This window comes from Kutzneria chonburiensis (assembly GCF_028622115.1).
Lineage (GTDB): Bacteria > Actinomycetota > Actinomycetes > Mycobacteriales > Pseudonocardiaceae > Kutzneria > Kutzneria chonburiensis.
Genome location: NZ_CP097263.1, coordinates 257,756 through 283,371 on the forward strand (window position 1 = coordinate 257,756; position 25,616 = coordinate 283,371).

Annotated in this window: 23 protein-coding genes and 2 pseudogenes; 16 read left to right on the forward strand and 9 right to left on the reverse strand. The window is 69.5% G+C overall.

From position 1 onward, the window contains the following. The first annotated feature begins 89 nt into the window (after positions 1-89). The 7 genes and pseudogenes from M3Q35_RS01325 to M3Q35_RS01355 all read left to right on the forward strand — a co-directional run bounded on the left by M3Q35_RS01325 (position 90) and on the right by M3Q35_RS01355 (position 8,937). Positions 90-700: pseudogene (locus M3Q35_RS01325) on the forward strand (TetR/AcrR family transcriptional regulator). Continuing rightward, entirely contained in the window at positions 697-1,554 is an 858-nt protein-coding gene (locus M3Q35_RS01330; protein WP_273939716.1) for a TIGR03084 family metal-binding protein, read from the forward strand. The pseudogene M3Q35_RS01325 and the gene M3Q35_RS01330 overlap by 4 nt, the downstream one beginning before the upstream one ends. Continuing rightward, entirely contained in the window at positions 1,484-3,130 is a 1,647-nt protein-coding gene (locus M3Q35_RS01335) for an acyclic terpene utilization AtuA family protein (protein ID WP_273939717.1), read from the forward strand. The genes M3Q35_RS01330 and M3Q35_RS01335 overlap by 71 nt, the downstream gene beginning before the upstream one ends. After that, on the forward strand, positions 3,127-4,269 hold the full coding sequence (locus M3Q35_RS01340) for an acyl-CoA dehydrogenase family protein (RefSeq protein WP_273939718.1): 1,143 nt from the start codon (positions 3,127-3,129) through the stop codon (positions 4,267-4,269). Before M3Q35_RS01335 ends, M3Q35_RS01340 begins: the two co-directional genes overlap by 4 nt. Then, positions 4,269-5,867, forward strand: a complete 1,599-nt coding sequence (locus tag M3Q35_RS01345) for an acyl-CoA carboxylase subunit beta (RefSeq protein ID WP_273939719.1) — start codon at positions 4,269-4,271, stop codon at positions 5,865-5,867. The genes M3Q35_RS01340 and M3Q35_RS01345 overlap by 1 nt, the downstream gene beginning before the upstream one ends. 5 nt (positions 5,868-5,872) lie before the next feature. Beyond that, entirely contained in the window at positions 5,873-7,783 is a 1,911-nt protein-coding gene (locus M3Q35_RS01350; protein WP_273939720.1) for an ATP-binding protein, read from the forward strand. Continuing rightward, positions 7,780-8,937: an acyl-CoA dehydrogenase family protein gene (locus M3Q35_RS01355; protein WP_273939721.1), complete on the forward strand. Its 1,158-nt coding sequence runs from the start codon at positions 7,780-7,782 to the stop codon at positions 8,935-8,937. The genes M3Q35_RS01350 and M3Q35_RS01355 overlap by 4 nt, the downstream gene beginning before the upstream one ends. 54 nt (positions 8,938-8,991) lie before the next feature. On the opposite strand, the gene M3Q35_RS01360 is transcribed toward M3Q35_RS01355, so the two are convergent. From M3Q35_RS01360 to M3Q35_RS01370, 3 genes are read right to left on the reverse strand one after another with little or no spacing between them, the layout of a single operon-like run. Further along, the gene (locus M3Q35_RS01360; protein ID WP_273939722.1) at positions 8,992-9,501 is read right to left on the reverse strand and encodes a hypothetical protein; all 510 of its coding nucleotides are present in this window, start codon (positions 9,499-9,501) and stop codon (positions 8,992-8,994) included. 20 nt (positions 9,502-9,521) lie between these two features. Next, positions 9,522-10,400, reverse strand: coding sequence for an SMI1/KNR4 family protein (locus M3Q35_RS01365; RefSeq protein ID WP_273939723.1), 879 nt, complete (start codon positions 10,398-10,400; stop codon positions 9,522-9,524). Between the two features lie 60 nt (positions 10,401-10,460). Further along, positions 10,461-11,045, reverse strand: coding sequence for an ATP-binding protein (locus M3Q35_RS01370; protein WP_273939724.1), 585 nt, complete (start codon positions 11,043-11,045; stop codon positions 10,461-10,463). Between the two features lie 163 nt (positions 11,046-11,208). On the opposite strand from M3Q35_RS01370, the gene M3Q35_RS01375 reads away from it, so the two are divergent. The 3 genes from M3Q35_RS01375 (at position 11,209) to M3Q35_RS01385 (ending at position 14,410) form a co-directional block, all read left to right on the forward strand. Further along, positions 11,209-11,799, forward strand: a complete 591-nt coding sequence (locus M3Q35_RS01375) for a dihydrofolate reductase family protein (protein WP_273939725.1) — start codon at positions 11,209-11,211, stop codon at positions 11,797-11,799. A 107-nt stretch (positions 11,800-11,906) separates the two neighbouring features. Further along, on the forward strand, positions 11,907-12,557 hold the full coding sequence (locus M3Q35_RS01380; protein ID WP_273939726.1) for an alpha/beta hydrolase: 651 nt from the start codon (positions 11,907-11,909) through the stop codon (positions 12,555-12,557). Positions 12,558-12,670: 113 nt separating this feature from the next. Further along, a complete protein-coding gene (locus M3Q35_RS01385; RefSeq protein WP_273939727.1) occupies positions 12,671-14,410 on the forward strand; it encodes a sigma-70 family RNA polymerase sigma factor in 1,740 nt (579 codons plus the stop codon). On the opposite strand, the gene M3Q35_RS01390 is transcribed toward M3Q35_RS01385, so the two are convergent. Next, positions 14,407-14,916: an SMI1/KNR4 family protein gene (locus M3Q35_RS01390; protein WP_273939728.1), complete on the reverse strand. Its 510-nt coding sequence runs from the start codon at positions 14,914-14,916 to the stop codon at positions 14,407-14,409. The two genes, M3Q35_RS01385 and M3Q35_RS01390, sit on opposite strands and share 4 nt — an antisense overlap. A 119-nt stretch (positions 14,917-15,035) precedes the next feature. On the opposite strand from M3Q35_RS01390, the gene M3Q35_RS01395 reads away from it, so the two are divergent. The 3 genes from M3Q35_RS01395 (at position 15,036) to M3Q35_RS01405 (ending at position 18,842) form a co-directional block, all read left to right on the forward strand. Continuing rightward, a complete protein-coding gene (locus M3Q35_RS01395) occupies positions 15,036-16,271 on the forward strand; it encodes a styrene monooxygenase/indole monooxygenase family protein (RefSeq protein WP_273939729.1) in 1,236 nt (411 codons plus the stop codon). 60 nt (positions 16,272-16,331) lie between these two features. Next, a complete protein-coding gene (locus M3Q35_RS01400) occupies positions 16,332-18,068 on the forward strand; it encodes a carbohydrate-binding module family 20 domain-containing protein (RefSeq protein WP_273939730.1) in 1,737 nt (578 codons plus the stop codon). 123 nt (positions 18,069-18,191) lie between these two features. Further along, positions 18,192-18,842, forward strand: coding sequence for a hypothetical protein (locus tag M3Q35_RS01405; protein ID WP_273939731.1), 651 nt, complete (start codon positions 18,192-18,194; stop codon positions 18,840-18,842). Positions 18,843-18,948: 106 nt separating this feature from the next. Here M3Q35_RS01405 and M3Q35_RS01410 read toward each other — a convergent pair whose 3' ends face one another. Further along, complete coding sequence (locus M3Q35_RS01410) at positions 18,949-19,677, reverse strand: hypothetical protein (protein ID WP_273939732.1); 729 nt, start codon at positions 19,675-19,677, stop codon at positions 18,949-18,951. Between the two features lie 220 nt (positions 19,678-19,897). Between M3Q35_RS01410 and M3Q35_RS01415 the strand changes: the two genes are divergently transcribed. The 3 genes and pseudogenes from M3Q35_RS01415 (at position 19,898) to M3Q35_RS01425 (ending at position 21,553) form a co-directional block, all read left to right on the forward strand. After that, positions 19,898-20,374 (forward strand): hypothetical protein, encoded by a 477-nt coding sequence (locus M3Q35_RS01415; RefSeq protein WP_273939733.1) that lies wholly within the window; start codon positions 19,898-19,900, stop codon positions 20,372-20,374. Between the two features lie 376 nt (positions 20,375-20,750). Continuing rightward, positions 20,751-21,029, forward strand: a pseudogene (locus tag M3Q35_RS48725) (lanthionine synthetase LanC family protein); the annotation flags it as partial. Positions 21,030-21,127: 98 nt separating this feature from the next. Then, entirely contained in the window at positions 21,128-21,553 is a 426-nt protein-coding gene (locus M3Q35_RS01425; protein ID WP_273939735.1) for a lanthionine synthetase LanC family protein, read from the forward strand. Position 21,554: 1 nt separating this feature from the next. Here M3Q35_RS01425 and M3Q35_RS01430 read toward each other — a convergent pair whose 3' ends face one another. From M3Q35_RS01430 to M3Q35_RS01445, 4 genes are read right to left on the reverse strand one after another with little or no spacing between them, the layout of a single operon-like run. Next, positions 21,555-22,703, reverse strand: coding sequence for an acyl-CoA dehydrogenase family protein (locus tag M3Q35_RS01430; RefSeq protein ID WP_273939736.1), 1,149 nt, complete (start codon positions 22,701-22,703; stop codon positions 21,555-21,557). Beyond that, positions 22,693-23,574 (reverse strand): 3-hydroxyacyl-CoA dehydrogenase NAD-binding domain-containing protein, encoded by an 882-nt coding sequence (locus tag M3Q35_RS01435; protein WP_273939737.1) that lies wholly within the window; start codon positions 23,572-23,574, stop codon positions 22,693-22,695. The genes M3Q35_RS01430 and M3Q35_RS01435 overlap by 11 nt, the downstream gene beginning before the upstream one ends. A gap of 2 nt (positions 23,575-23,576) precedes the next feature. Further along, entirely contained in the window at positions 23,577-24,317 is a 741-nt protein-coding gene (locus tag M3Q35_RS01440; protein WP_273939738.1) for an acetoacetate decarboxylase, read from the reverse strand. Between the two features lie 3 nt (positions 24,318-24,320). After that, positions 24,321-25,511: a CaiB/BaiF CoA transferase family protein gene (locus M3Q35_RS01445; protein WP_273939739.1), complete on the reverse strand. Its 1,191-nt coding sequence runs from the start codon at positions 25,509-25,511 to the stop codon at positions 24,321-24,323. Between the last annotated feature and the right edge of the window lie 105 nt (positions 25,512-25,616).

Below are 25,616 nucleotides of genomic sequence, written 5' to 3' on the forward strand. Positions count from 1 at the left end.
CGCGTATCCGCCGGAGCGCGTCGACCACGCGGACCGCCAACTAACAATCAGGCTTGACTGTTTGTTAGTTGGCGGGGAGACTTCCTCTCATGGCACCGGAGCTGACGCGGCAGCGGCAGGCCGACCGCAGCCGGGAGACCAGGCGGAAGCTGATGGAGGCGACGGTCGACTGCCTGGTGGAGCACGGCTGGTCGGGCACGACGACGACGCTGGTGGCGGAGCGGGCGGGGGTGTCGAGGGGGCGCAGCTGCACCACTTCCGCACGCGAAACGAACTGGTGACGGCGGCGGTGGAGTACGTGGGCCACGAAAGCGCGGAACAGCTGCTGAGGGAGTCGGAAAGGGTCACGACGGCGCAGGACCGCACCCGCGCGGTGGTGGAGCTGGTGGTGGACTTCTTCGCCAGCCCGATGTTCACGGCGGCGCTGGAGCTGTGGGTCGCCGCCCGGACAGACCCGGAGCTGAAGCCGGTGGTGGTGGACCTGGAGGCCCGGCTGGGCCGGGAGTGCCACCGGCTGACGGTGGAGCTGCTGGCGGCGGACGAGAAGAAGCCGGGAGTGCGGGAAACGGTGCAGGCGACGCTGGACCTGGCCCGAGGGCTGGCGCTGGCCAGCCAGCTGACGGACGACTCGCGACGGCGGGCCCGGATCGTGCGGCAGTGGTCGGCGATGCTCGACGGCGTGCTGAAGGAGCAGTCATGACGGACATCTCCGCCCTGCTGGCGGATCTGGTCGCGGAGAGCGCGAGCGCCGACGCGCTGGTGGCGGAGCTGCCGGAAGAGCGGTGGACGACGGCGACGCCGGCGGAAGGCTGGACGATCGCGCACCAAGTGGCGCACCTGGCCTGGACGGACCGGCAGGCGGCGCTGGCGGCGACCGACGAGGAAGCCTTTGCCGACACGGTGAAGCAGGCGCAGGCCAACCCGACGGGCTTCGTGGACGAGGCGGCCGAGGCCTGGTCGAAGCGGGACCCGGCGGAGCTGCTGCGCGAGTGGCGGCAGAGTAGAAACGATCTGGCGCAAGCGCTTGCGAACGTCCCGAGTGGACAGAAGCTGCCGTGGTTCGGGCCGCCGATGGCCCCGGCGTCGATGGCGACGGCGCGGATCATGGAGACCTGGGCCCACGGCCAGGACATCGCCGACGCGCTGAAGGTCCGCCGCGAGCCGACGGCCCGACTGCGGCACGTGGCCCACATCGGCGTGCGGGCCATGGGTTTCGCCTTCCAGATCCACGGCCTGCCCAAGCCGACCGAGCCGGTACGGGTCGAGCTGACCGGACCGGGCGGCGAGGTCTGGACCTGGAACGACGACGCGGCCGAGAACCGGATCACCGCGCCGGCACTGGACTTCTGCTTCCTTGTCACGCAACGACGGCACCTCGACGACCTGGACATCACCGCCGCCGGCCCGGTCGCCACGGAGTTCGTTCAGGTGGCGCAAGCGTTTGCCGGCCTGCCGGGTGCCGGCCGGAAGCCGGGGAGTTCGCGTGACCTACCGCATTGGCAATGCATCGGGCTTCTACGGCGATCGTTTCGACGCGGTCCGCGAGATGCTTGAAGGCGGCCCGCTTGATGTGCTCACGGGCGACTACCTGGCCGAGCTGACCATGCTCATCCTGGGTCGGGACCTGATGAAGGACCCGACCAAGGGTTACGCGAAAACCTTTCTGCGCCAACTGGAAGGCTCGCTGGGCACGGCCGTCGACCGTGGCGTGAAGATCGTGGCCAACGCCGGCGGACTGAACCCGGCCGGTCTGGCGACGGCGATCCGTGAATTGGCCGACCGTCTTGGGATCGCGGTGAAGGTCGCGCACGTCGAAGGCGACGACGTGCGGTCCAAGTTCGACGGATTCCTTACGGCCAATGCCTATCTGGGCTGCTGGGGCATCGTCGAGGCGCTGAACCAGGGCGCCGACATCGTCGTCACGGGCCGCGTGACCGACGCGTCGCTGATCGTCGGTCCGGCGGCGGCGCACTACGGCTGGGCTCGCGACGACTGGGACGCGCTGGCCGGGGCCACCGTGGCCGGGCACGTGATCGAGTGCGGCGCCCAGGCCACCGGCGGCAACTTCGCGTTCTTCACCGAGATCCCGGACCTGCTGCACGCCGGCTTCCCGATCGCCGAGATCGAGGCCGACGGCTCGGCGGTGATCACCAAGCACGCCGGCACCGGCGGCGCGGTCACCACGGAAACCGTGACGGCCCAACTGCTCTACGAGATCGGTGGCCCGGACTATCTCGGCCCGGATGTGGTCAGCCGCTTCGACACGATCAACCTTGCCCAAGCCGGCCCGGATCGGGTCGGCATCACCGGTGTCAAGGGCACTCCGCCGCCGCCGGATGTCAAGGTGTGCCTGAACAAGCTCGGCGGCTTCCGCAACGCGATGACCTTCGTCCTGTGTGGACTTGACGTGGAAGCCAAGGCAGACCTGGTCAAACGCCAGCTGACCGAGCGCATCGGGTCGGACGGCGTCACCTGGAGCCTGGGTACGGTTGCGCATGATGAGCCGGCGACCGAGGAATCGGCCAGTGCGCTGCTGCACGTGACTATCAAGGACGCTGACGGTAAGCGATCGGGACGAGCGTTCTCGCAGGCTGCGGTCGAGCTGGCGCTGGCCTCCTACCCGGGCTTTCACGCCACCACGCCACCGGGCGACGCGACGCCGTTCGGGGTGTTCTCGGCGGCTTTCCTGCCGCAGCAAGCGATTGCCCACACGGTCGTGTTGCCCGACGGTCGGCGTGTCGAGGTGACACCGCCCGCCCAGACAGCCCCGGCGGCCGAGGCGAAAAGCGTCGAGCCTGACGGCGAACCTGGTGCCACACCAAAGTTCCGCATCGGGGAACGGTTCGGGGCGCGCTCCGGCGACAAGGGCGGCGACGCCAACCTCGGTGTCTGGGCCCGTACCGACGAGGACTACGAGTGGCTGACCCAGACCCTGAGCTCCGCCCGCCTCAAGGAGTTGCTGCCGGAGCTGAAGGACCTGTTTGTCGAGCGCTACCCGCTGCCCAACCTGCGGGCGGTCAACTTCGTGGTCCGCGGCCTGCTCGGTGACGGCGTCGCGGCCAGCACCCGGTTCGACCCCCAGGCAAAGGCGCTGGGGGAGTGGCTCCGATCGGTCGAGGTGAGCGTGTGAGTCCCTGGGAGACTCCGGAACGACGACAGCTGCGCGACACCGTGCGCGCCTTTGTCGAGCGCGAGGTCCGTCCCAATATCGACCAGTGGGAGCGTGACGGCGAGCTGCCGAGATCGTTGCACCGCAAGGCAGCCGAGCTCGGGCTGCTCGGCGTCGGTTTCGACGAGAAGGTCGGCGGCAGTGGCGGCGACCTGCTCGACACCGTTGTGGTGACGGAGGAACTGATCCAGGCCGGCGGCTCGTCCGGGCTGATCGCGGGCCTCATGACGCACGGCATCGCCATCCCGCACATCGTCGCTGCCGGCGACCCCGACCACATCGAGCGCTTCGTCAAGCCGGCGCTGGCCGGCGAGAAGATCGGCTCCTTGGCCGTCACCGAGCCGGACGGCGGCTCGGACGTGGCCTCGCTGCGCACCAGGGCCGTTCGCGATGGCGATCACTACATCGTCAACGGCGCCAAGATGTTCATCACCTCGGGCACCCGCGCCGACTTCGTCACCACCGCGGTGCGCACCGGCGAGGCCGGCTACCAGGGCGTGAGCCTGCTGGTGATCGAACGCGGCACGCCCGGCTTCACGGCAAGCCGCAAGCTGGAGAAGATGGGCTGGCACTGCTCCGACACCGCCGAACTGTCCTTTTCGGACGCTCGCGTGCCGGCGGCCAATCTGGTGGGCCCGGAGAACGGCGGCTTTCCCCAGCTGATGCAACAGTTCCAGGTGGAGCGGCTGTCGCTGGCCGTGCAGGCCTACGCCACCGCGCAGCGTGCGCTCGACCTGACCGTGGACTACGTCCGCAATCGCGTCACCTTCGACCGGCCGCTGATCAGCCGCCAGGTGGTGCGGCACAAGCTGGTCGAGATGACCCAGCGCACCGCGCTGGCCCGCACCTACACCCGCGAGGTCGCGACCAAGGTGGCGGCCGGGCAGGAGGTCATCGCCGAGGTGTCGATGGCCAAGAACGCCAGCACCGACGCCTGCGACTTCGTGGTGAACGAGGCCGTGCAGCTGCACGGCGGCGCGGGCTACCTGCGGGAGTCCGAAGTGGAACGACACTACCGGGACGCGCGCATCCTCAGCATCGGCGGCGGCGCCCGCGAGGTGATGGCCGAGCTGGCCGCGCGCAGGATGGGATTCGCCTGATGAGCGTTATCAAGTCCACTGTGGATCCGAACTCGGTCGAGCACAAGGAGAACCGCGAGGCGCTGCTGGATAAGCTGGCCGGGCTGGACGCCGAGCATGCCAAGGCGCTGGCCGGCGGCGGGCCGAAGTACGTTGAGCGGCACCGCAAGCGTGGCAAGCTGCTGGCCCGCGAACGTATCGAGCTCGTGGTCGACCAGGACGCGCCGTTCCTCGAGTTCTCCGCGCTGGCCGCCTGGGGCAGCGACTACCAGGTCGGGGCCAGCGTGGTCACCGGTATCGGCGTGGTCGAGGGCGTCGAATGCCTGATCACGGCCAACGACCCGACCGTGCGCGGCGGCGCGAGCAACCCGTGGACGCTGCGCAAGACCTTGCGGGCCAACGACATCGCACTGGCCAACCGGCTACCGGTGATCAGCCTGGTCGAGTCGGGCGGTGCCGATCTGCCCAGCCAGGCCGAGATCTTCATCCCCGGCGGCCAGATGTTCCGTGACCTCACCAGGCTTTCCGCCGCGGGGATTCCGACCGTCACGGCGGTGTTCGGCAACGCCACCGCCGGCGGCGCCTACGTGCCGGGCATGTCCGACTACGTGATCATGGTCAAGGAGCGCTCGAAGGTGTTCCTCGGCGGGCCGCCGCTGGTCAAGATGGCCACCGGCGAGGAGGCCGAGGACGAGGCCCTTGGCGGCGCGGACATGCATGGCCGCGTCTCCGGACTGGCGGATTACGTTGCCGCGGACGAGGTCGACGCCATCCGCAACATCCGCCGCGTGGTCGCCCGGCTGAACTGGCGCAAGCGCGGCCCGGAGCCGCGGGCCACCGTGCTCGAACCCCGTTACGACGCCGAGGAACTGCTCGGCCTGGTGCCGACCGATCTGCGGATTCCCTTCGACCCCAGGGAAGTCATCGCCCGTATCATCGACGACTCGGACTTCGACGAGTTCAAGCCGCGCTACGGCGACAGCCTGGTCACCGGCTGGGCCACCCTGCACGGCTACCCGATCGGCATCCTGGCCAACGCCCGCGGCGTGCTGTTCAGCGAAGAGGCGCAGAAGGCGACGCAGTTCATCCAGCTGGCCAACCGCGCCGACACCCCGTTGCTGTTCCTCCAGAACACCACCGGCTACATGGTCGGGGCCTCCTACGAGCAGGCCGGCATCATCAAGCACGGCTCGATGATGATCAACGCCGTGTCCAACTCCAAGGTGCCGCACCTGACCGTGGTGATGGGCGCGTCCTACGGCGCCGGCAACTACGGCATGTGCGGCCGGGCCTACGCACCGCGCTTCCTGTTCACCTGGCCCAACGCCAAGTCGGCGGTGATGGGGCCGGCGCAGCTGGCCGGCGTGCTGTCCATCGTGGCGCGGCAGGCCGCCGCCGCGAAGGGCCAGCCGTACAACGACGAGCACGACGCCGCCATGCGGCAGATGGTCGAGGGGCAGATCGAGTCGCAGTCGCTGGCCGCGTTCCTGTCCGGCCGGCTCTACGACGACGGCGTGATCGACCCGCGGGACACCCGAACCGTGCTGGGCCTGTGCCTGTCCGCGGTGCACAGCAACGACGTCAAGGGCGCCGAGGGCTTCGGCGTCTTCCGGATGTGAGGGCCATGATCACCCGACTGCTGGTGGCCAACCGGGGCGAGATCGCCCGCCGCGTCTTCCGGTCGTGCCGGCTGGCCGGCATCTCGCCGGTGGCCGTGTTCTCCGACCCGGACGCCGACGCCCCATTCGTCGCCGAAGCCGACCACGCCGTGCGGCTGCCCGGCGCCGCGCCGGCGGAGACGTACCTCCGGATCGACGCGCTGATCGCCGCGGCCAAGGCGACCGGGGCCGATGCCGTGCATCCCGGATACGGCTTCCTGTCGGAGAATGCCGGCTTCGCCCGTGCCGTGCTCGACGCGGGCCTGACCTGGGTCGGGCCGTCGCCGGAGTCCATCGAGGCCATGGGATCCAAGGTGGCGGCGAAGAAGCGCGTGGCCGCTGACGGCGTGCCCGTGCTGCGTGAGCTCGACCCGGAGACCGTGACCGAGGACGACCTGCCGGTGCTGATCAAGGCGTCGGCCGGCGGCGGCGGTCGCGGTATGCGGATCGTGCGCGAATTGTCCACGCTGCGTGAGGAAGTCGCCGCGGCCCGTCGCGAAGCCGAGTCGGCGTTCGGCGACGGCACCGTGTTCTGCGAGCCGCTGCTGGAGGGCGCGCGGCACGTCGAGGTGCAGATTCTGGCCGACTCGCACGGCACGGTGTGGGCGTTGGGGGAGCGGGAATGCTCCATTCAGCGGCGGCACCAGAAGATCGTCGAGGAGACGCCGTCGCCGGCCGTGACGCCGGAGATCCGGACGAAGCTGTTCGACGCCGCGGTCGCCGCGGCCCGGTCGATCAGCTACGTCGGTGCCGGCACCGTCGAGTTCCTGCTGTCGGCCAAGGGGACCATCCACTTCCTCGAGGTCAACACCCGCCTCCAGGTGGAACACCCGGTGACCGAGTGCGTGTACGGTATCGACCTGGTTCGCTGGCAACTGGCCATCGCTGAGGGTGGCCAGTTGCCGGCGGACCGCCCATCGCCGCGCGGGCACGCCATCGAGGTCCGGCTCTACGCCGAGGACCCGGCCCTGGACTGGCGGCCGCAGAGCGGGGTGTTGCACCGGTTCGCACTGTCCGATGTGGACGCCGAGTTCGCCGTGCCGCGGGATTTCGGGCTGCGGCTGGACAGTGGCGTCGAGGACGGGTCGGTCGTCGGCGTGCACTACGACCCGATGCTGGCCAAGGTCATCGCCTGGGGCCCGGATCGCGCCGCCGCCGCGCGTCGGCTGTCCGCCGCGCTGGCGTCGGCCAAGATCCATGGCGTGCTGACCAACCGTGATCTGCTGGTGAACGTGTTGCGCAGCAGGGAGTTCCTGGCTGGCGACACCGATACCGGGTTCTTGGACCGGGTCGGCCTCGACGGTCTGGCGAAGCCGCTGGTGTCCAATGTGGACCGTCATGCGCTGGCGGCGGCGATCGCCCTCGCTCAGGAGCGCAAGACGCGCTTCCCGCTGGGCTGGCGGAACATTCCGTCACAGCCGCAGCGGACCGAGTTCGAGCAGGCCGAGGTGACGTATCGTTTCGACCGCAACGGAAAGCTCGTCGAACCGGCCGGCGTCGAGCTGATCAAGGCATCGGCCGACGAGGTCGTGCTGGACGCCGACGGTGTGCGGCAGCGGTACGAGATCGCCCGCCACGGCGACACCGTGTACGTCGGTCCGGTGGCATTGACGCTGGTCCCGCGCTTCCCGGACCCGACCGACAAGGTCGCCGAGGGCGCGACGGTGGCCCCGATGCCCGGCACGGTCGTGCGGGTGTCCGTGGCCGCGGGCGAAACTGTCGAAGCCGGCGCGGAACTGCTCGTGCTGGAGGCGATGAAGATGGAGCACCGGGTGGTGGCCGCCGCCGGCGGGACCGTGGCCGAGGTGCTCGTGCAGGCAGGTCAGCAGGTCGAGGCGGGCGCCGTGCTCGCGGTCGTGGAGGGTGAGCAGGCATGAGCTTTGTCGAGAGCGAGGAGCGGCAGGCGCTGCGCAAGGCCGTCTTCGAGTTCGGGTCGCAGTACGGCGCCGAGTACTTCACCGCGAAGGCCCGGGCCGGCGAGAAGACCACCGAGCTGTGGTCGGAGGCCGGCAAGCTCGGCTATCTCGGCGTCGCCGTGCCCGAGGAGTTCGGCGGCGGTGGCGGCGGCATCGGCGATCTCGCCGCCGTGTGCGAGGAGTTGGCCGCTGCCGGCAGTCCGCTGCTGATGATGGTCGTGTCGCCGGCCATCTGCGCCACCATCATCGCCCGCTTCGGCACCGAGGCGCAGAAGCAGCAGTGGCTGCCCGGCTTCGCCGACGGCACGACCAAGATGGCCTTCGCGATCACCGAGCCCGACGCCGGCTCCAACTCGCACAGGCTGTCCACGTCCATCCGCCGCGAGGGCGACGAGTGGGTGCTCAACGGCCGCAAGACGTTCATCTCCGGGGTCGACGAGGCCGACGCCGTGCTCGTCGTCGCCCGGCACGTCGATTCGAAGGGCCAGCGCCTGCTGCCGTCCTTGATGATCGTGCCCACCGACGCGCCCGGCTTCGAGTGGCAGCCCATCGAGATGGACATCGTGTCGCCCGAGAAGCAGTTCACCCTGTTCCTCGACGAGGTCCGCTTGCCCGCCGACGCTCTCGTCGGCGCGCCCGACGCCGGCATCGGGCAGCTGTTCGCCGGCCTCAACCCCGAGCGCATCATGGCCGCTTCGTTCTCCACCGGCCTCGCCCGCAACGCGCTGGCCCGGGCCACCGAGTACGTCAAGACGCGCAAGGTGTGGGAGGTGCCCATCGGCGCCCACCAGGGGCTTTCCCACCCCTTGGCCCAGTGCGCCGTCCAGATCGAGCTGGCCCGCCTCATGACCCAGAAGGCCGCCGCGCTCTACGACGCCGGCGACGACAAGGGCGCCGGCGAGGCCGCCAACATGGCCAAGTACTCCGCCGCCGAGGCCGCCACCGCCACCGTCGACCAGGCCATCCAGTCCCACGGCGGCAACGGCCTGGCCACCGAGTACGGCCTCGGCGCGCTGCTCGGCGCCTCCCGCCTTGGCCGGATCGCCCCGGTCAGCCGGGAGATGATCCTCAACTACGTCGCCCAGCACACCTTGGGCCTGCCCAAGTCCTACTGAGTCGAGCGGGGCATCCGGGTCGAGCACGGTCGACCCGGATGCCCGGCTTCGAGGTCACCAACTCGGCCCCATCTGCCGGGTCCGCTGGTCCGTGGCCGGAATGAAGCCGGGTGGACAGTGCGCGGTGTGGTGGGCCGAGGCGCGCTCGCCGGCCGCGCCGGTGAAGTACCGCACCAGGAACTCGGCTGTGGTGTACGGGGTCGGCGACCAGTCGTCCCACTCGTGGTTGCCCACCAGCACCGTCCAGTCGTCCGGATCGGACGCGCTGGTGTCCCACCAGAACTCGCACTCGCCGCCGGCGACCGCCGCCCAGTGCAGCAGCCCGCCCTTGTCCGGGAACCAGGTGAAGCCGGGATACGAGCCGTCCGCCTCGTGAACCTCACGGTAGACGTCGACGAGTTCCTCGTGCTGGGCGACAAGATCGGTCGGGAAGTCGCCGGACGGCCAGTGCACCTGGAAGTCGTCGGCGAAGCAGCCATGGCCGTAGCGTTCGGCGATCCACTTGTAGGCCGCGGGCAAGGCTGTGCCCAGCGTTTCCTCCGCCCGGGTCCAGTCGATCTCCATCGGCGGCAGCGGCGGACCCACTATCGACGCGAGGTGGTCAGCGTCGGCTCGGGCACCGAGTACGGGCAGGTCGATCCGACCCGCCCGCCACTGGTCGATGAACTCACTGGCCGTGCACGAAAGTCGTTGCCAGCCAACACCTTCGGCATCGAGTACGACCACGGGCCAGCCGTTGGGGTCCACCACGACGGCGACCACCAGCACGTCTCACCGCTGTCGAAGACGCCCCATGGCACCGCCGGGCTCGGGCCCGCCAACGCCTTCGGCAGCGGCCCGGGTCGCTCGCTGCCGGGCGGGAGCAGTCGCAGAACGCCGCCCACGGGCCCCGTGCCGTGCTCGGCGAGGAGTCGGTCGAAGTCGTCCGGGATGCTGCCGCGGGCCGGTAACGCTTGGGGCAGCGGCGCTTCGAGCCAGGCCACATCGTCCGGCGGGCTCAACTGGTGCACGGTCGCGTCGGCCGCCGCGTGGTCCAGGATGATGTCGGTGGCTCGGCGGTCCACCTCGCGCACCTCACTGCCGTGCCTGGGCACCATGACGATCGGCCACTTTGCGGGATCGGCGTCCGCCCGTCGCCAGTAGTAGCGGTACGCGTCGTCCGCCGCCCACGGGATCAGACCGCCGGCCTCAGGGAACAGCGGATGATCGGCTTCGGGTAAGCCGGCCGGCTCCAACTGCCGCCACAGCCGCGTGCGTTCGTAATCCCACGTGATTCCGGCCTGGAAACCGCCTCGACCGAGTCGTACGGTCGACAGCCTGCCCACCGAGCAGGGGCCGTAGATGTCCATGAACGCCACGAAGTCCGGTGGCAGCGGTCCGCCGACTTGCGCCCGCACGGCGTCCCATCCGATGTCGAAAGCCCGCGACTCCGATGGCCCCAACAGCGCGCGCAACTGCTCCATGTCCCGCCCTCCCCTTCGGCAACGGCCACAGCCTGCCAGCACCCCCTGACAATTCCGGTCTCAGCGCAGGTCGTTGACCTCGACCGACAACTGTGGCGACCACAGCAGCTCGTCCACCTTCACCGTGCCCATCGCGCGCACCGCCTCAGCTGGACGGAACTGGACCGTCGTTCCGGTAGTCCCGTCTGCCTCGATCGGCACGAGATCGGTGATCGGCAGCGCATGTTCGTAGCGCTGGGTCCAGGAACCGTTGTCCCGTCGGTTGGTGTGCACCAGCCATTCGCTCAGCGCGGCCACCACCGAGATGCCTCGGCGCGGGTGGCCGTCCGCCAGACACGGCGCGTCGGGCGCGTCGAAGAACCGCAGATCCCTCGACACCATGACCGGCTTCTTGACGACCTGTCCCTGCCGGTCCACCACGGTGGCGGTCCCCCTCCCGTTGTCCGACACCGTCACCGACCCGTCGGCGTGCAGCGTGATCGAACACCGTCCGCCGCCGTTGGCCGCGGCTTCCTCCTCGGCGTAGGCGACGACCTCGAGGATCAGATGTCCCACCCCGCCCGGGGCGAACAGCGCCGGGGCTCGGCGGATGCGCTCGAGGTGCTCGACGTCGACCTGGCTCGCCCAGTCATGTGTCTGGCCCATCAGCCGAGCATTCCAGGACGTCTGGCGATGAGCAGCCATTTTGCCGTGCCCGCGACAGGGCATCGGAAGACTTCTCGGCGCGAGGTGTCGATCGCGGCGGCGTCCGCTCGACGCAGTCATGACGGCACGGCCGCCGCCGACCGGCAGTGAAAGGGGATTGACGATGAGCAGGACACCACTGCGGCTGTACATGTCCATGTCGGTTGACGGATACGTCACCGGGCCGGACGACCGGCCGGGCCAGGAACTCGGCCGTGACGGCTGGCGGCTGTTCGACTGGCTCGACGACCGGATGTCCGAGGGCGTCAACGGGCAGGTGTACGCCGAGGCCGGCGCGACCGGTGCGGTGATATCCGGACGCCGCACGTTCGAGCTGGCCAAGCGATGGAACGGCGACCACCACGACGGCGTGCCGATCCACGTGCTCACCCATCACATCGACCCGGCCGACGAACCGCCGGGCAGTGCGAGGTTCTTCACCGACGTCAACGCGTGTGCCGACGAAGCCCGAGCAGCGGCGGGAGATCGAGCCGTGCTGGTCCACGGCGCCGGTGCGGCCCAGGCTCTGCTGGCGGCCGGTCAACTCGACGAGCTCGAACTGCACCTCATCCCGGTGCTACTGGGTGCCGGCCGACGGCTGTTCGAGCCGACCGGACTCGGCCACGTCGAGTTGGAGCCCGTCCGCCGCCTTGAAGGCCGTGACGTCACACATCTGCGCTACCGCATAGTCCGTCCAGAAGGGAAACCGGCCTGACCGCCGTTCCCCCGCACACCCGGATCTGCCCGTTCGGCCAGCTCGGGAATGGATTGAGCAACCGTTGAGGTTGTGTTCGATAAAGGTCGTACAAGGGAGGGTGGGCCATGGGCACGACGGCGCAGCTGGGCACGGGATGGCGGCTGGGCGAGCTGGCGGCACGGCCGGGGACGCCCTCCGGGGAACGACTGGCGGCAGGGCGGCACGAGTTCGGGGACGGGCTGCTCCAGGTGCCGGCCGGCGACGGTCCGGTGCCGCTGGTGGTGCTGTTCCATGGGGCGGGCTCGAACCCGGAGAGAGTGCTGGCGGTGATGAAGGACCGGCCGGCCCTGGTGTACGCGCCGAAGTCGGGGGCCAGGACGTGGGATGCGATCCACGGGAACTTCGGGCCGGACGTGGAGGCGCTGGACCGGAGCCTGGCGGAGCTGTTCGAACACTTCGAGGTGAGCAGGGCGGCGATCGCGGGGTTCTCGGACGGGGCCTCGTACGCGCTGTCGCTGGGACTGGTGAACGGGACGCTGTTCGAGCACGTGGTGGCGTTCTCGCCAGGCTTTGTGGTGCCGGGAGCCAGGGCGGGCAAGCCGGAGGTGTTCGTGTCGCACGGACGCCAGGACGGGGTGCTGCCGATCGAGGCGACGAGCCGCCGGATCGTGCCGGCGCTGCGGATCGTGGGCTACCGGGTCGACTACCGCGAGTTCACGGGCGGACACGAGGTGCCGCCGAGCGTGGCCGACGCCGCCTTCCGGCGAATCGTCTGAGGAAAAAAACCGTTATCCGCTGGTGAACGGGCCAGTGGAGTTGAACACATGGAAGCTTCCGGGGCGTAAGTGCGAGAGTGCGGACGAATCCGCATCGCGTCCGGGAGTGTGTGGTGAGCGACGACTGGGACCTGGTGATCGCGGCGCGGAAGGGCCGCGCGGATGCCATCGACGAACTGGTGGCGGCGTACCTGCCGCTGGTCTACAACATCGTGGGCCGCGCGATGGCCGGCCACCCGGACATGGACGACGCGGTCCAGGACACGATGCTGGCGGCCCTGGACGGCCTGCCGGACCTCAAGGACCCGGCGAACTTCCGCTCCTGGCTGGTGGTCATCGCGATGCGCGAGGTCCGCAACCGCCGGCGCACGGGCGACGGTTTCCCGGCGGTGCAACCCGATGACGTGGCGGACCCGGGCGCGGACTTCGTTGATCTGACGATCGACCGCCTGCATCTCGTCGACCAGCGCAAGGACCTGGTGGAGGCGACGCGCTGGCTGGAGGACGACGAGCGCGAGCTGCTGTCGCTGTGGTGGCTGGAGGCGGCGGGCCGGCTGACCCGGTCGGAAGTGGCGGCGGGCCTGGGCCTGACGCCGCAGCACACGGCGGTACGCGTGCAGCGGATGCGGGCCAAGCTGGACGCGGCCCGCATGGTGGTACGGGCGTTGCGGCAGCGCTGCCCGGACCTGTCTTTCCTCACGGCGGAGTGGGACGGCCGGCCGAGTCCGTTGTGGCGCAAGCGAATGGCCCGGCACGTGCGGGACTGCGCCCGGTGCCGGCGGGACGACCTGATGCCGGCGGAGCGCCTGCTGCTGGCCATTCCGCTGGTGCCGATCCCGGCGGACTTCGGGGCGACGGTCCCGACAGCAAAGGCCCCGACACCGGTCAAACACTGGTGGCAGCACGCCGCGACAAAGCCGTTGGTGGCCGCAGCCGCAGCGATCGCGGTTGTCGTGGCAGTGCTGATCCCGAAGCACGCCACGCCCGAACCGGTCGCGGTGGCAGCGCCGATCACCACCACGACCGTCGCGACCACCACAACAACAACTACGACCGTCCCGCCGACCACAACGACGACCAAGCCGGCGCTGAGCACGAAGGCCGTGCCACAACAACAAGCCCGGAAGTCGACGAGGAAAGGCGTCAGCACCTGGGCCTTCGGCGCGGCCACGGCCTCGCTCAAGGATGTCGGCGCGAGCTGGTTCTACAACTGGGACGCCAACCACAACTCGATCCCGGCCCCGGCCGGCGTCGAGTACGTGCCGATGATCTGGGGCCAGAAGTCGGTCACCGTGGACACGTTGGCCCAGGCCAAGAAGCAGGGCACCGAGCTGCTCGGCTTCAACGAGCCGGACCTGGCCGCGCAGTCCAACATGACGCCGGCCCAGGCGCTGGACCTGTGGCCGCAGCTCCAGGCGACGGGGATGCGCCTGGGCAGCCCGGCCGTGGCCTTCGGCGGCGACCGGGCCGGCGGCTGGCTCGACCAGTTCATGTCCGGCGCGGCGAGCAAGGGCTACCGGGTCGACTTCATCACCCTGCACTGGTACGGCAGCGACTTCAGCGCCGCCGCCGTCAACCAGCTCAAGGGATACCTCCAGGCGGTATCCAACCGCTACCACAAACCCGTCTGGCTCACCGAGTTCGCGCTGATCAACTTCTCTGGCGCGCCCAAGTTCCCGACCCAGGCCCAGCAGTCGGCGTTCGTCACCAACGGGACGGCGATGCTGGACTCGCTGCCGTTCCTGGAGCGCTACGCCTGGTTCTCGCTGCCGTCCCAGGGCGAGGACACCGGCCTGTACAACGGATCCGGCCAGCCGACGCAGGTCGGGCTGGCCTACAAGGCCGCGTCCTAGCCGCACGCCTCGTCGATCATCCCCTCGAACTGCGGGAATCGCTGACGGGCCAAGGAGATCACCTCGGCCGCCGACTTGCGGGCGGCCGGGGCGTGCCGCTCGGCGATCGCGGTCAGCTCCGGGTGGGGCCGCGACGGCCGCTCCGGGTCCTCCACGGCCTCGTAAGGTCCGGAACCGTCGGCCAGCAGCCACAGGAAATCGGCCAGGTCGCTCGCGATCACACCGTGCTCGCCCTCGGACCCCATGAACACCACCGGCTGCTCGATGACCGGCACATCCTCGCGGGCCAGCCAGATGACCGCGTAGCCGCCGCTGCCGTCCTGGCCGAACACGAGGAAGTCCCTGGGGTTCAACAGGTCCGTGCCGGTCCACAGCGGCAGCCAGTAGGCGGTGTCCTCGTCCGGCCGAAACTCCTGGTACGGCTCGAAGTCGATGTCGTCGTCGCTGTCGTACGGGAACTCGACCAGGGCGACCTCGGCCAGCGCGGCCGGGAACTCGGTGCTCACCCGCGCACTCTAATGGGCCAACGCTGCCCGATGGGGCAGCGGTCGAGCCCGCAAAGGCGTCACGCCCGCGCCGAATTCGGCCTACGCTGGCCCGAACTGGGGCGGTGGAGGGGTTCTTCGTGCGGCACATCGTGATCGTCGGCGCTGGTCAGGCCGGTTCGCTGCTGGCGCTGGGGCTGCTGGGCGCGGGCTACCGGGTGACCATGATCTCGGAGCGGACCGCCGACCAGATCAGGGACGGACGCATCCTGTCCAACCAGTGCGTCTTCGAGCCGGCGCTGCGGCACGAGCGGGCGCTGGGCCTCAACCACTGGGACGGCGAGGTGCCGCCGGTGATCGGCATCGCCTTCGACGCCGGCATGCCGGGCGCCGCCGATCCGTTCATATCCTGGGTGTCGCCGCTGGACCAGCCGGCCCAGTCGGTCGACCAGCGGCTGAAGATGTCCTTCTGGCTGACCGAGTTCGTGGCCCGCGGCGGCGAGCTCCGCACCGAGAAGGCCACCCCGGAGCGGCTGTCCGACTACGCCCGCGAGGCCGATCTGGTGCTGGTCGCCGCCGGTCGTGGGCCGCAGTTCGACAGCGTTTTCCCGCGTGACGCCGCGCGTTCGCCGTATTCGGAGCCGCAGCGCGGCATCACCCTGCACCTGGTCAAGCACTCCGGCGACTTCTACCAGGGCGTCACGTTCGGCCTGGTGCCCGGCGTCGGCGAGTTCTTCGTGCTGCCGGTGCTCACCGCCGGTGGACCCAAGATGGGCCTGTACTTCTCCGGCATTCCCGGCGGGCCGATGGACGTCTTCGACGGCGTCACCGACGCCGGGCAGCACCTGGAGCTGTGCCGGGAGCAGCTGCGCCGGTTCTTCCCGTGGTCGGCCGGCGCGGCCGAGGACACCGAGTCCGGTGGGCCGCTGGAGTTCCTGACCGGCCGGATCACGCCGGTCGTCCGGCACGGTGTCGGCACGCTGGCCACCGGCCAACACGTGTTGGCCATGGGCGACACCGCCATCACCAACGACCCGATCGCCGGCCAGGGCGCCAACAACGCCGTGCACTGCGCGCGGATCTACCAGCAGCTCATCGTCGAGCAGGGCGACCGCCCGTTCGACGCCGAGTTCATGACCACGTGTTTCGACCGGTACTGGGACTACGCCCGGCATTCCACCCGGTTCAACAACGACCTGCTCGCGCCGCCGCCCGCGCACATCCTGGAGACGCTCCAGGCCGCGCAGGAGTATCCCGAGGTGGCGCACCGGTTCGCGCACCTGTTCAACGACCCCACCGACTACGAGCCGTGGCTCGGCGACGAGCAGGTGGCGCGGGACTACCTCAAGGAAGTGGCCGCCCGGGTCGGCCCTTGACCGATCGCACGGTCACGCGGGACCGTGCCCCGCGCGGGACGCGCGGCTATCGTGCACTGAATGACAACCACGTTGCACTGGGGCCGCGTGGTGATTGTGGCTACCCTGCTGGCCCTGCTGAGCCCGACACCTTCTGCCGTCGCCGCCCCGCCCGGCGGCGGGCACGACGTGATCGCGAACCTGTTCGAGTGGCCGTGGACCTCGGTCGGCTCCGAGTGCACGACTGTGCTGGGGCCCAAGGGATACGGCGGTGTCCAGGTGTCGCCGCCGGAGGAGTCGGTGACGGTGGCCGGCCATCCGTGGTGGGAGGTGTACCAGCCGGTCAGCTATCAGCTGACCAGCCGGATGGGCAACCGCCAGCAGTTCGCCGCGATGGTCAGCTCCTGCCACGCGGCCGGTGTGAAGGTCTACGCCGACGCGGTGATCAACCACATGACCGGCCAGGGCAACACGGGGTACGGCGGCACGACTTTCCCGGACAAGTACGACTATCCGGGCCGGTACTCGTCGGCCGACTTCCATCACTACCCGAATCCCTGCCCGGAGTCGGACGGCCAGATCCACAACTACGGGGTGCAGGCCGACGTTCAAGAGTGCGAGCTGGTCGGGCTGGCTGATCTCTACACCGAGCACGACAACGTCCGCACCTCCATTGCCGGCTACCTGAACGACCTGCTTTCCCTTGGCGTGGACGGGTTCCGGGTCGACGCGGCCAAGCACATCAACCCGGCCGACATCGCCGGCATCGAGGCCAAGCTGACCAAACCGGCCTACCTGTACCAAGAGGTGATCTACGGTGCCGGCGAGGCGGTGCAGCCGCAGCAGTACGAAGGCACCGGCGATCTGCTGGAATTCCGCTACGGCACCAATCTCAAGGCCAAGTTCAACGGCGGCAACATCGCCGATCTGGCGACCTTCGGCCAGTCGTGGGGCATGGAGCCGAGCGCCAAGGCGGTCGTGTTCGTGGACAACCATGACACGCAACGCAACGGCAGCACACTGTCCTACAAGGACGGTGCGGTCTACCGGCTGGCCACGGTGTTCGGCCTGGCCTGGAACTACGGCACGCCGAACGTCATGTCCAGCTTCGACTTCGCCAACAACGACCAGTCGCCGCCGAGCGCCGCCAACGGCATGGTCTCGGCGGTCAGCTGTGGCAGCGGCTGGGAATGCGAGCACCGACAACGGTATGCGGCGAACATGGTCGGCTTCCACAATGCGGTCGCCGGCACGGGAGTCGGCAACTGGTGGTCGGACGGCAGCAACCAGATCGCGTTCAGCCGGGGCGGCAACGGCTTCGTGGCGATCAACAAGGAAGGCGGCACCCTCGCCCGGACGTTCGTGACCGGCCTGCCCGCCGGCAACTACTGCGACGTGCTGCACGGCGATGTCGCCAACGGGACCTGCACCGGCCCGGTAATCACAGTTGACGGCAACGGAAACGCGGCGATCACGGTCGGCGGCATGGACGCCGTGGCCATTCATGCCGGCTCCAAGGTCACCGGCAGCCACGTCCAGGTGACGTTCACCGAAAACGCCACCACGAGCTGGGGCCAGAACGTCTATGTGGTCGGCTCCATCCCGGCGCTGGGCCGCTGGAACACGGCCAACGCCATCGCCCTGTCCTCGGCCGGTTACCCGGCCTGGACCGCGACGACCTCGCTGCCGGTGAACACGGCCTTCCAGTACAAGTACGTCAAGAAGAACTCCGACGGAACGGTCACGTGGGAAAGCGATCCGAACCGGTCGGCGTCGACCGGAACGGGACCGTTGAACCTCTCTGACAGTTGGCGTTGAGGCACTTGAGCACCTACGTGACAACTACTCGACACCGCGGATGAACTGACTCACACGGCGCCGCCGACCGGCCCGGAAGCTGGCTACGGTCCGGGAATTCCCCGTTGCGAGAGAGGAATTCCCATGGGTCGTCACAGTGTGGTCCGGCGGTCGGCGTTCGGCGCCGCCGTCGGTGGTGGGGTGGTCGCGGCGATGATGCTGCTGCCGTTGGCCGGTTCGGCCAGCGCTAGCACGGTCAACGCCGAGCCGACCGACTTCACCGATGCCGGCATCACCGCCGGCGAGCAGCTCGGCTCCGGTATCGGCGGCTTCGCCGGCGGCACGGTCGGCGCGGTGGCCGACGGCATCTTCGGCGTGAAGGACGGTTCCGGGCAGAAGGCCGGTGAGCAGTTCGGCCAGCAGACCGGTTCCGTGCTGGGGTCTACCGCCGGCGGCGGGCTGGGTGGCGCGGTGGACGGCGGCATCGGCGGCGTCACCGGCACCGCAACCGGTACCGCCAAGCCGGGCAGCGACATCGGCAAGGCCGTCGGCGGCGCGGTCGGCGGTGCGGCGGGCGGCGCGATCGGCGGTGCCATCGGCGGCGCGATCGCTCCGCCGGCAGCCCCGATCGGTACGGCCATCGGCACCGCGATCGGCACGGCCGGCGGTCAGCTCGCCGGCGCGGCGGCCGGTGGCGCCGCGGGCGGCGCTTTCGACGGCGCGATCAAGGGCTACGAGGACGCGACCGGCCAGCAGCCGCCGTTCCTCCCGGGACAGCTGGTGCCGCTTACCTGATCAGCTGAAGGGCCACTCAGCTGATCAAGGCGCGGAAGTCCGCTCGGCCCCGCCCCTGCTTCGCCCGGTTGCCGGATTTTTCGAGGTCCGCCACCCACGCGGCCCACTACCGAGCCGATGCGGGCCTCGGAAAATTCGGCAAGGGCGAGGCAGGGGTCACGAGGGGCCGAGCCGCGACGCCGGAGGCGGCGCCATCCAACACGTCCCGGCGGATCTCGTCTCGCAGGAAGCCGGAGAACCGGCCGGCTCCCTGCGATGAGAAGGACGTGCTGCTCAGCACAGCCGGGGCGACGTAGTCGGCGAGATAGTCGTGGTCCGACACCAGCGGCACCCGGGTGTCCAGCGACAGCACGGTTGTCGTGGCGTCCAACAAGTCGAAGTACGACACGCGGCGCAGACCGCCGCGAACGCGGAACCGGCCGTTGTCGGAGGCCAACGCGCGACCGGGCACGTTGAGCAGCGTGGCGGCATCGCGGTGCAGGCCCCAATATGCCGACGCTGCCGCCTTGCGCAGCGCGATGCCGCACGGCAGGCCGACGTTGTGCAGCGCCTGACCGGAGCTGAACCGCACGGTCGCCTCGGACAGGTGCAGCTCCTCGGCGATCATCCGGCTGGCCGCGGCCTGCGCGACGGCGTCGAAGGCGATGTCCCTGCTGTACAACAGGATCTCGCCCGGCCGCAGGATCAGCCACGCGTCCGGCGCCGGCTGGGGAGCGGCGTCGCGCTGGAAGGTGAAGCCGACGGCCAGCGCGCCGGTGGTGCGGGCCCGGCCGAGCCGCGGCTTCCGGCCGCTCGGGGCCAGAGCGGTACGGCAGGCATTGGTGCTGGATTGCATGGGGGCCTCGCAAGAACTGTGCGCGCGATCACACATATTGGTCGTCTTGCTGAGGAATCTACGCCGCCGGAAGCCGGCGGTCGGCCAATTCCGGCCTATCGGTCGGTGATGACTGCCTCATAGTCGATTCGTGTATCTCGCGGGAATTTCCAGGCACCTGTAGAGGTTGCACGCTGGACTCGGCCGTCAGGCCGATGGTGGCCTGTTCTACGCTGGCCGGGTGGTGAACCTGCGCTTGCTCGTCGTGCCCGCCGCCGCACTGCTCCTGGTCACCGCCGGGTGCAGCCGGGAGGCCGGTCCGAGCGGGCCGCCGGTGGCCAAGTACGGGCCGTCCGTCGCCGACCTGAGCGTGAAGGTCGACGCACTCGAGGCCGACCAGTGCCAGACCGTCGATCCGGCCAAGGTCTATCCGGAATGCGAGCGGTACGCGACGCAGGTCGTCAACTTCGGTAACAGCGTGGTCTCGGAGACCGCCGGCAGCAAGCAGGCCGACGCCATCAAGGCCGTCGTGGACAAGTTGCAGGCCGCGGTGGCCGACTACGAGAAGCGCACGTGCGGCGTCGGTACCCAGAATCCGGGCGTGAACAATGCCGATCCCAGCACCGCGGGCCCGAACGCCGCGCCCTGTGCCGCCGCTCTGACAACTGTCAGGGAACAGATCGACGCGATCGGCAGGCTGCTCAAGCAGGTCGGCTAAAACCCGAATTTATTTCACGGAAATCCCCGGCGGTGTCCGTTGGGGCAGCAAGGGCGGGACGATATGCTCCCGCTGTTCTGCCCGGCGATCACCTGGTGCGATTGTGGACGGGTAGCGGTGTTTTCGCAGGCCGGAGGGGGTCCTGCCGGTGATGTCGAGCGGTTCGGTGACAGCTGGTCCGGTGCATCCCGAGGGGGTGCCGGGTGACCGGCTGCTCGACGACGGCATCGTCCAGCTGCTCGATCGGATGAATCCCCGTAAACACAGTGCCTCGGCATTGGGCGCTTTGGTGGCAGCCCTGCCGCGCAACGGCCGCCTGCCCGCTGTGGTGCGTACGGCGGCAAAGCACACCGCCAAGCGATGTGAGCGGGAGTCGATGGTCCTGCCGGGACTGCACTTCGGTCAGTCGGGGGCGGTGTGGGCGCTGCTGGACGCGGCGCGGGCGCTCGACGACCAGAAGCTGATGGCCCGTGCGACCAAGCTGGCCACCGAGATCCCCGTGATGAGCACGAATCCGGACGTCTGCGACGGCTCGGCCGGCGCCGGTCTGACGCTGCTGCACGCGTGGCGGGTCACCGGGGACGGGCAGTTCCTGGCCCGGGCCGCGGAATGCGCGCGGCACCAGGACACCGGGCAGGGCAAGTACGGCTTCGGCCACGGCATCGCCGGCATCGCGGCCTTCCTGCTGGACTACGCCCTGGTCACCGGGGACAAACTCGGCCGGATCAAGGCGATCCGGCTGGCCGACGCGCTGTGCGACGGGGCGATGTGGGACCGGACGGCCGCGCGGTGGCCGTCGGGGCCGGGGAGAGCGTGCCGCTGGGCGGCTGGTGCGGCGACGCCGCCGGTGTCGGCAGCTTCCTGGTCCGAGCCTGGCTCGCCACCGGCGACGAGCGTTACCGCAAGGTCGCCGACGCCGCCGCGGCGGCGGTGCGGGCCGACCAGTGGACCATGGCCACCGCTTCCTGCCACGGCGTGGTGGAGAACGTCGAGTTTCTCCTCGACATGGCCGAAGCCACCGGGGATGCCCGGCACCGCGACTGGGCGTTCAAGACGATCGGCCGGCTGGCCTGGCCGGACGACGCCGCCCTGCCGGTGTTGGTGGCGGCCTTGGTACGCATGGTCGTGCCGGGCGCCGAGCGGCTGTGGATGCCGCCGCTGCGCCCGGCCGACCTCTGATCTACACGAAGGCGCTCAGGCCGGTGATCGCCCGGCCGGTGACCAGCGAGTTGATCTCCCGCGTGCCCTCGTACGAGTACACCGCCTCGGCGTCGGCGACGAACCGGCCGACGTGGTAGTCGAGCACGATCCCGTTGCCGCCCAGGATCTCCCGGGCCCAGCCGACCGCCTCGCGCATCCGTGACGTGCAGAACGCCTTGGCCAGCGAGGAGTGCTCGTCCCGGTAGACGCCCTCGTCCTGGAGCTGGGCCAGCCGGACGACCATGCCCAGCGACGCCGTGACGTTGCCCAGCATCTTGACCAGCAGGTCCTGCACGAGCTGGAAGCCGGCGATGGGCTTGCCGAACTGCTTGCGCTCCTTGGCATAGGCCAGCGCGAGATCGTAGGCGCCCATCATCACGCCGACCGACTGCCAGGCCACGCCGCCGCGGGTCTGCCGCAGAATGTCCGCGGTGTCCCGGAAACCGTGCGCGTTCTGGAGGCGATTCGCTTCCGGCACACGGCAATCGGTCAGGGTGATGTCGGCATTCTGCACGGTCCGCAGGGCCATCTTGTGCTCGATCTTGGTGGCGGTGAATCCGGGCGTGCCCTTCTCCACCACAAAACCCTTGACCTTGTTGTCGGCCTCGTCGCGGGCCCACACGATCACCAGGTCGGCGAAGGTGGCGTTGCCGATCCAGCGCTTGGCCCCGTTGAGGATCCAGTCGTCACCGTCGCGCCGGGCCGTGGTCTGCAGGCCGCCGGCCACGTCCGAGCCGCCGTTGGGCTCGGTCAGCGCGAAGGCGCCGATCTTCTCCATCCGGGCCATCGCCGGTAGCCAGCGCTGCTTCTGCTCGTCGGAGCCGCAGCGGTTGATGCTGCCCATGGCCAGTCCACTGTGGACGCCGAAGAAGGTGGCGATGGACGGGTCGACCCGGTTCATCTCCAGCGCCAGGAAACCGGTGAGCAGGCTGCGGGCGCCGCGGTAGGCCAGGCCGGCGATGTCCAGCTCGGCGAAGCCCTTCACGATCTGGTGCGGGAACTCGGCGTCGGCCCAGGACTCGTTGGCGATCGGCGCGACCTCGGTGCGCAGGAACTCCCGCGTCTTCTCGACGATCGCCTTCTCCTCGTCGGTGAGCAGGCCCTGGAAGTCGTAGAAGTCACCGGACATCGTCGTCACGCTCCTTCAGTGCAATGATCTCGAGCTGTTGGCGGTCGCGCTCGGCGGCGCGCTTCTCGTTGTCCGCCAACGGATAAACGGTTTCGGCCTGGTCGGCCAGCCGGGCCTGGACGTCGACCGGGATGTAGGGCATCAGGTGGGACATCATGTGTCGCAGCCCGCCCGGGCCGCCGCCGAGGTGGAACGCCAGGAACGGGCCTACCGTGGCCCACCGGACACCGACCGAGTTGGTGACGATGTCGTCCAGCTCGGTCATCGACACCACGCCCTGCTCGACCAGGTTCACGCACTCCTCGAACAGCACGCGCTGCAAGCGATTCGCGACGTGGCCGCGCACCTCCTGGTGCACCACCACCGGAACCTTGCCCAGCGAGAGGTAGAACTCCTTGGCACGAGCCACTTCGTCCGCCGAGGCCCCGACCAGTTCCACCAACGGGATCAGGTGCGGCGGGTTGAACGGGTGGCCGACCACCAATCGTGCCGGGTCGGCCATCTTCGACGACATCGAGGACGGCGTCAGGCCCGAGGTCGATGACAGGATCAGCGCGTCGGCCGGCGCGGCCTTCTCAATGGTGGCAAAGAGATCCTGCTTGAACTCCAGGCGCTCCGGCCCGTTCTCCTGCACCGCCTGGACACCGTCGACGGCTTGCTCGACCGAGCCGACGATCTCCACCCGGGACAGGAGTTCCTCGACGTCACCGGTGAAACCCGGGACGGTCGGGGCGAATTCGCGCACCGCGTCGCGTACGGCCTGCGCCAGATCGGGACGGGGGTCCGTGACCCGCACGGTGTGTCCCTTGGCCAGCATCAGGGTCGTCCACGACAGGCCGATGGTGCCGGCGCCGACAACTGCCACAGTCATGGTCAGCGCTCCTTGAGGTAGTCGAACACCGGGGTGACGCCGGACAGCGTCAGGTCGGTGATGATGTGGCTGGCCGAGACGACCTCCAGCACCGGCAGGTCGGCCAGCGGGGCCAGCACGTGCTGGAACAGTTGCAGCCGGGCCGGTCCGGTCCACGCCGCCTTCACCGTGATGTCGGTGATCTGCGTGCGGACCAGCTCGCACACCCGCGGCGCCCGCTCGTAGCCCGGCACGATCTTGACCATGTACGTGGGCAGGGTCAGCTCGGCCTTGGCCTCGTCCAGGTCCATCGGGTAGTGCTTGTAGCCCATGGTCGCGGTGGCCACCCGCTGCGAGCCGTAGTCCAGTGTGCCCACCAGGGCGCCGGCCTCGGCGAACAGCTGCGGCGAGCCGGTCGACTTCGGGTACGCGCTGATCTCCCGGCCGGCCACCGTCGCGGCCACGTTGTCCAGGTACATCGCGTGCAGGTACTCGCCGCGCTCCTCGCCGAAGCGGACCGGGATCACCTGCCCGGACTCGGTGTACGGGCCGAAGCTGGTGCTGTCGCCCATCTTCATGACCTCGAAGCGCACCAGCGGCTCGTCGAACTCCAGCGGCTCGGGAACCGCGGCCCGCAGCGCCTCGGGATCGGTGCGGTAGACGATGTTCAGGTACTCGCGGTCGGTGAACCGCGACCGGACCGGGGCCCACGCGGGCGCGGTCAGCGGGGTCGCGAGCCGACGGGCGACTTCCGATGCCTTCACTGGTTACCTCCTCACCGTGACGCCGGCCTCGGCCAGCTCACGACGGTCGTCCTCGGAGTACCCGAGCTCGCTCAGCACCTCGTCGTTGTCCTGCCCCAATCGCGGCGCGTGCCTGCGCACACTCGCAGGCGTGGCCGAGAACCGCACGGGGGAACCGATCACCCGATAGGTGCCCTCGGTCGGGTGTTCCGCGCATTCCAGCAGGCCCATGGCCTTGACGTAGGGGTCCTCGGTCACGTCGTCCAGGTCCAGCACCGGCGCGAACGGGATGCTCAGCCGGGCGCAGGTCGCCTCCCATTCGGCGGTCGTCCGCTGCGCCGCGTACGTCTCGATCAGGTCGTAGAAGGCGTCGAAGTTGGCCGCCAGACTGGCCGAATCGGCGAAACGCGGGTCCTCGAGGTGTTCGGGGTGGCCGACCTCGGCGAAGAAGTCGTCGATGTTGCGGCGGCTGTACGGGAGGATGCAGGCCCAGCCGTCCTTCGTGCGGACCGCGCGGTGGCCTGGGGACAGGCTGCGGGAGAAGCCCATCAGGCCGGCGGCCGGTTCGAACGTGCGGCCGGCGAGGTGCTCGACCAGGTTGAACGCCAGCATGGTGTCGGTCATCGGCACCTCGACGCGCTGGCCTTCGCCGGTGCGCTGCTTGTGCACCAGTGCCGCCAGAACACTGTAGACAATAGTCAGTCCACTGACCTTGTCGCCGAGAATCGTCGGCATGTACGTCGGCGTGCCGGTGGCGCGGCGCATCAGATCGGCCGTGCCGGACGCGGCCTGCACGATCTCGTCGTAGGCGGCGCGGTCGGCCAGCGTCGAGTCGCTGCGGAAACCCTGGGCGTTGCAGTAGATCAGGCCCGGATTCACCTCGGCCAGCTGCTCGTAGTCCAGGCCCAGCCGGTGCAGCGCGCCGGGGCGCATGTTGGTCACCAGCACGTCGGCCGTCTTCACCAGGTCGAGGAAGACCTGCTTGCCGCGCGGGTTCTTCAGGTCGACGGCGACCGCCCGCTTGTTGCGGTTGACGTTGAGGGCCAGCGAGCCCATGCCCTCGTTGCGGTACGGGGCGGTCAGCCGGCTCATGTCGCCGGCCGGCGGCTCCACCTTGATCACGTCGGCGCCCAGGTCGCCGAGGATCTGCGTGGCGTACGGGCCCATGACCACCGTCGCGAGGTCGATCACCCTGATGCCGTCCAGAGCCCCCATGCTCTCCGCCTCCTTCAGTTGTTTGCCTTACATCAACTACCTTGCTCCTCTCGGACGGCTTACGCAATGTGATACCGTTCTACCCATATAGGTAAGGAGGACACT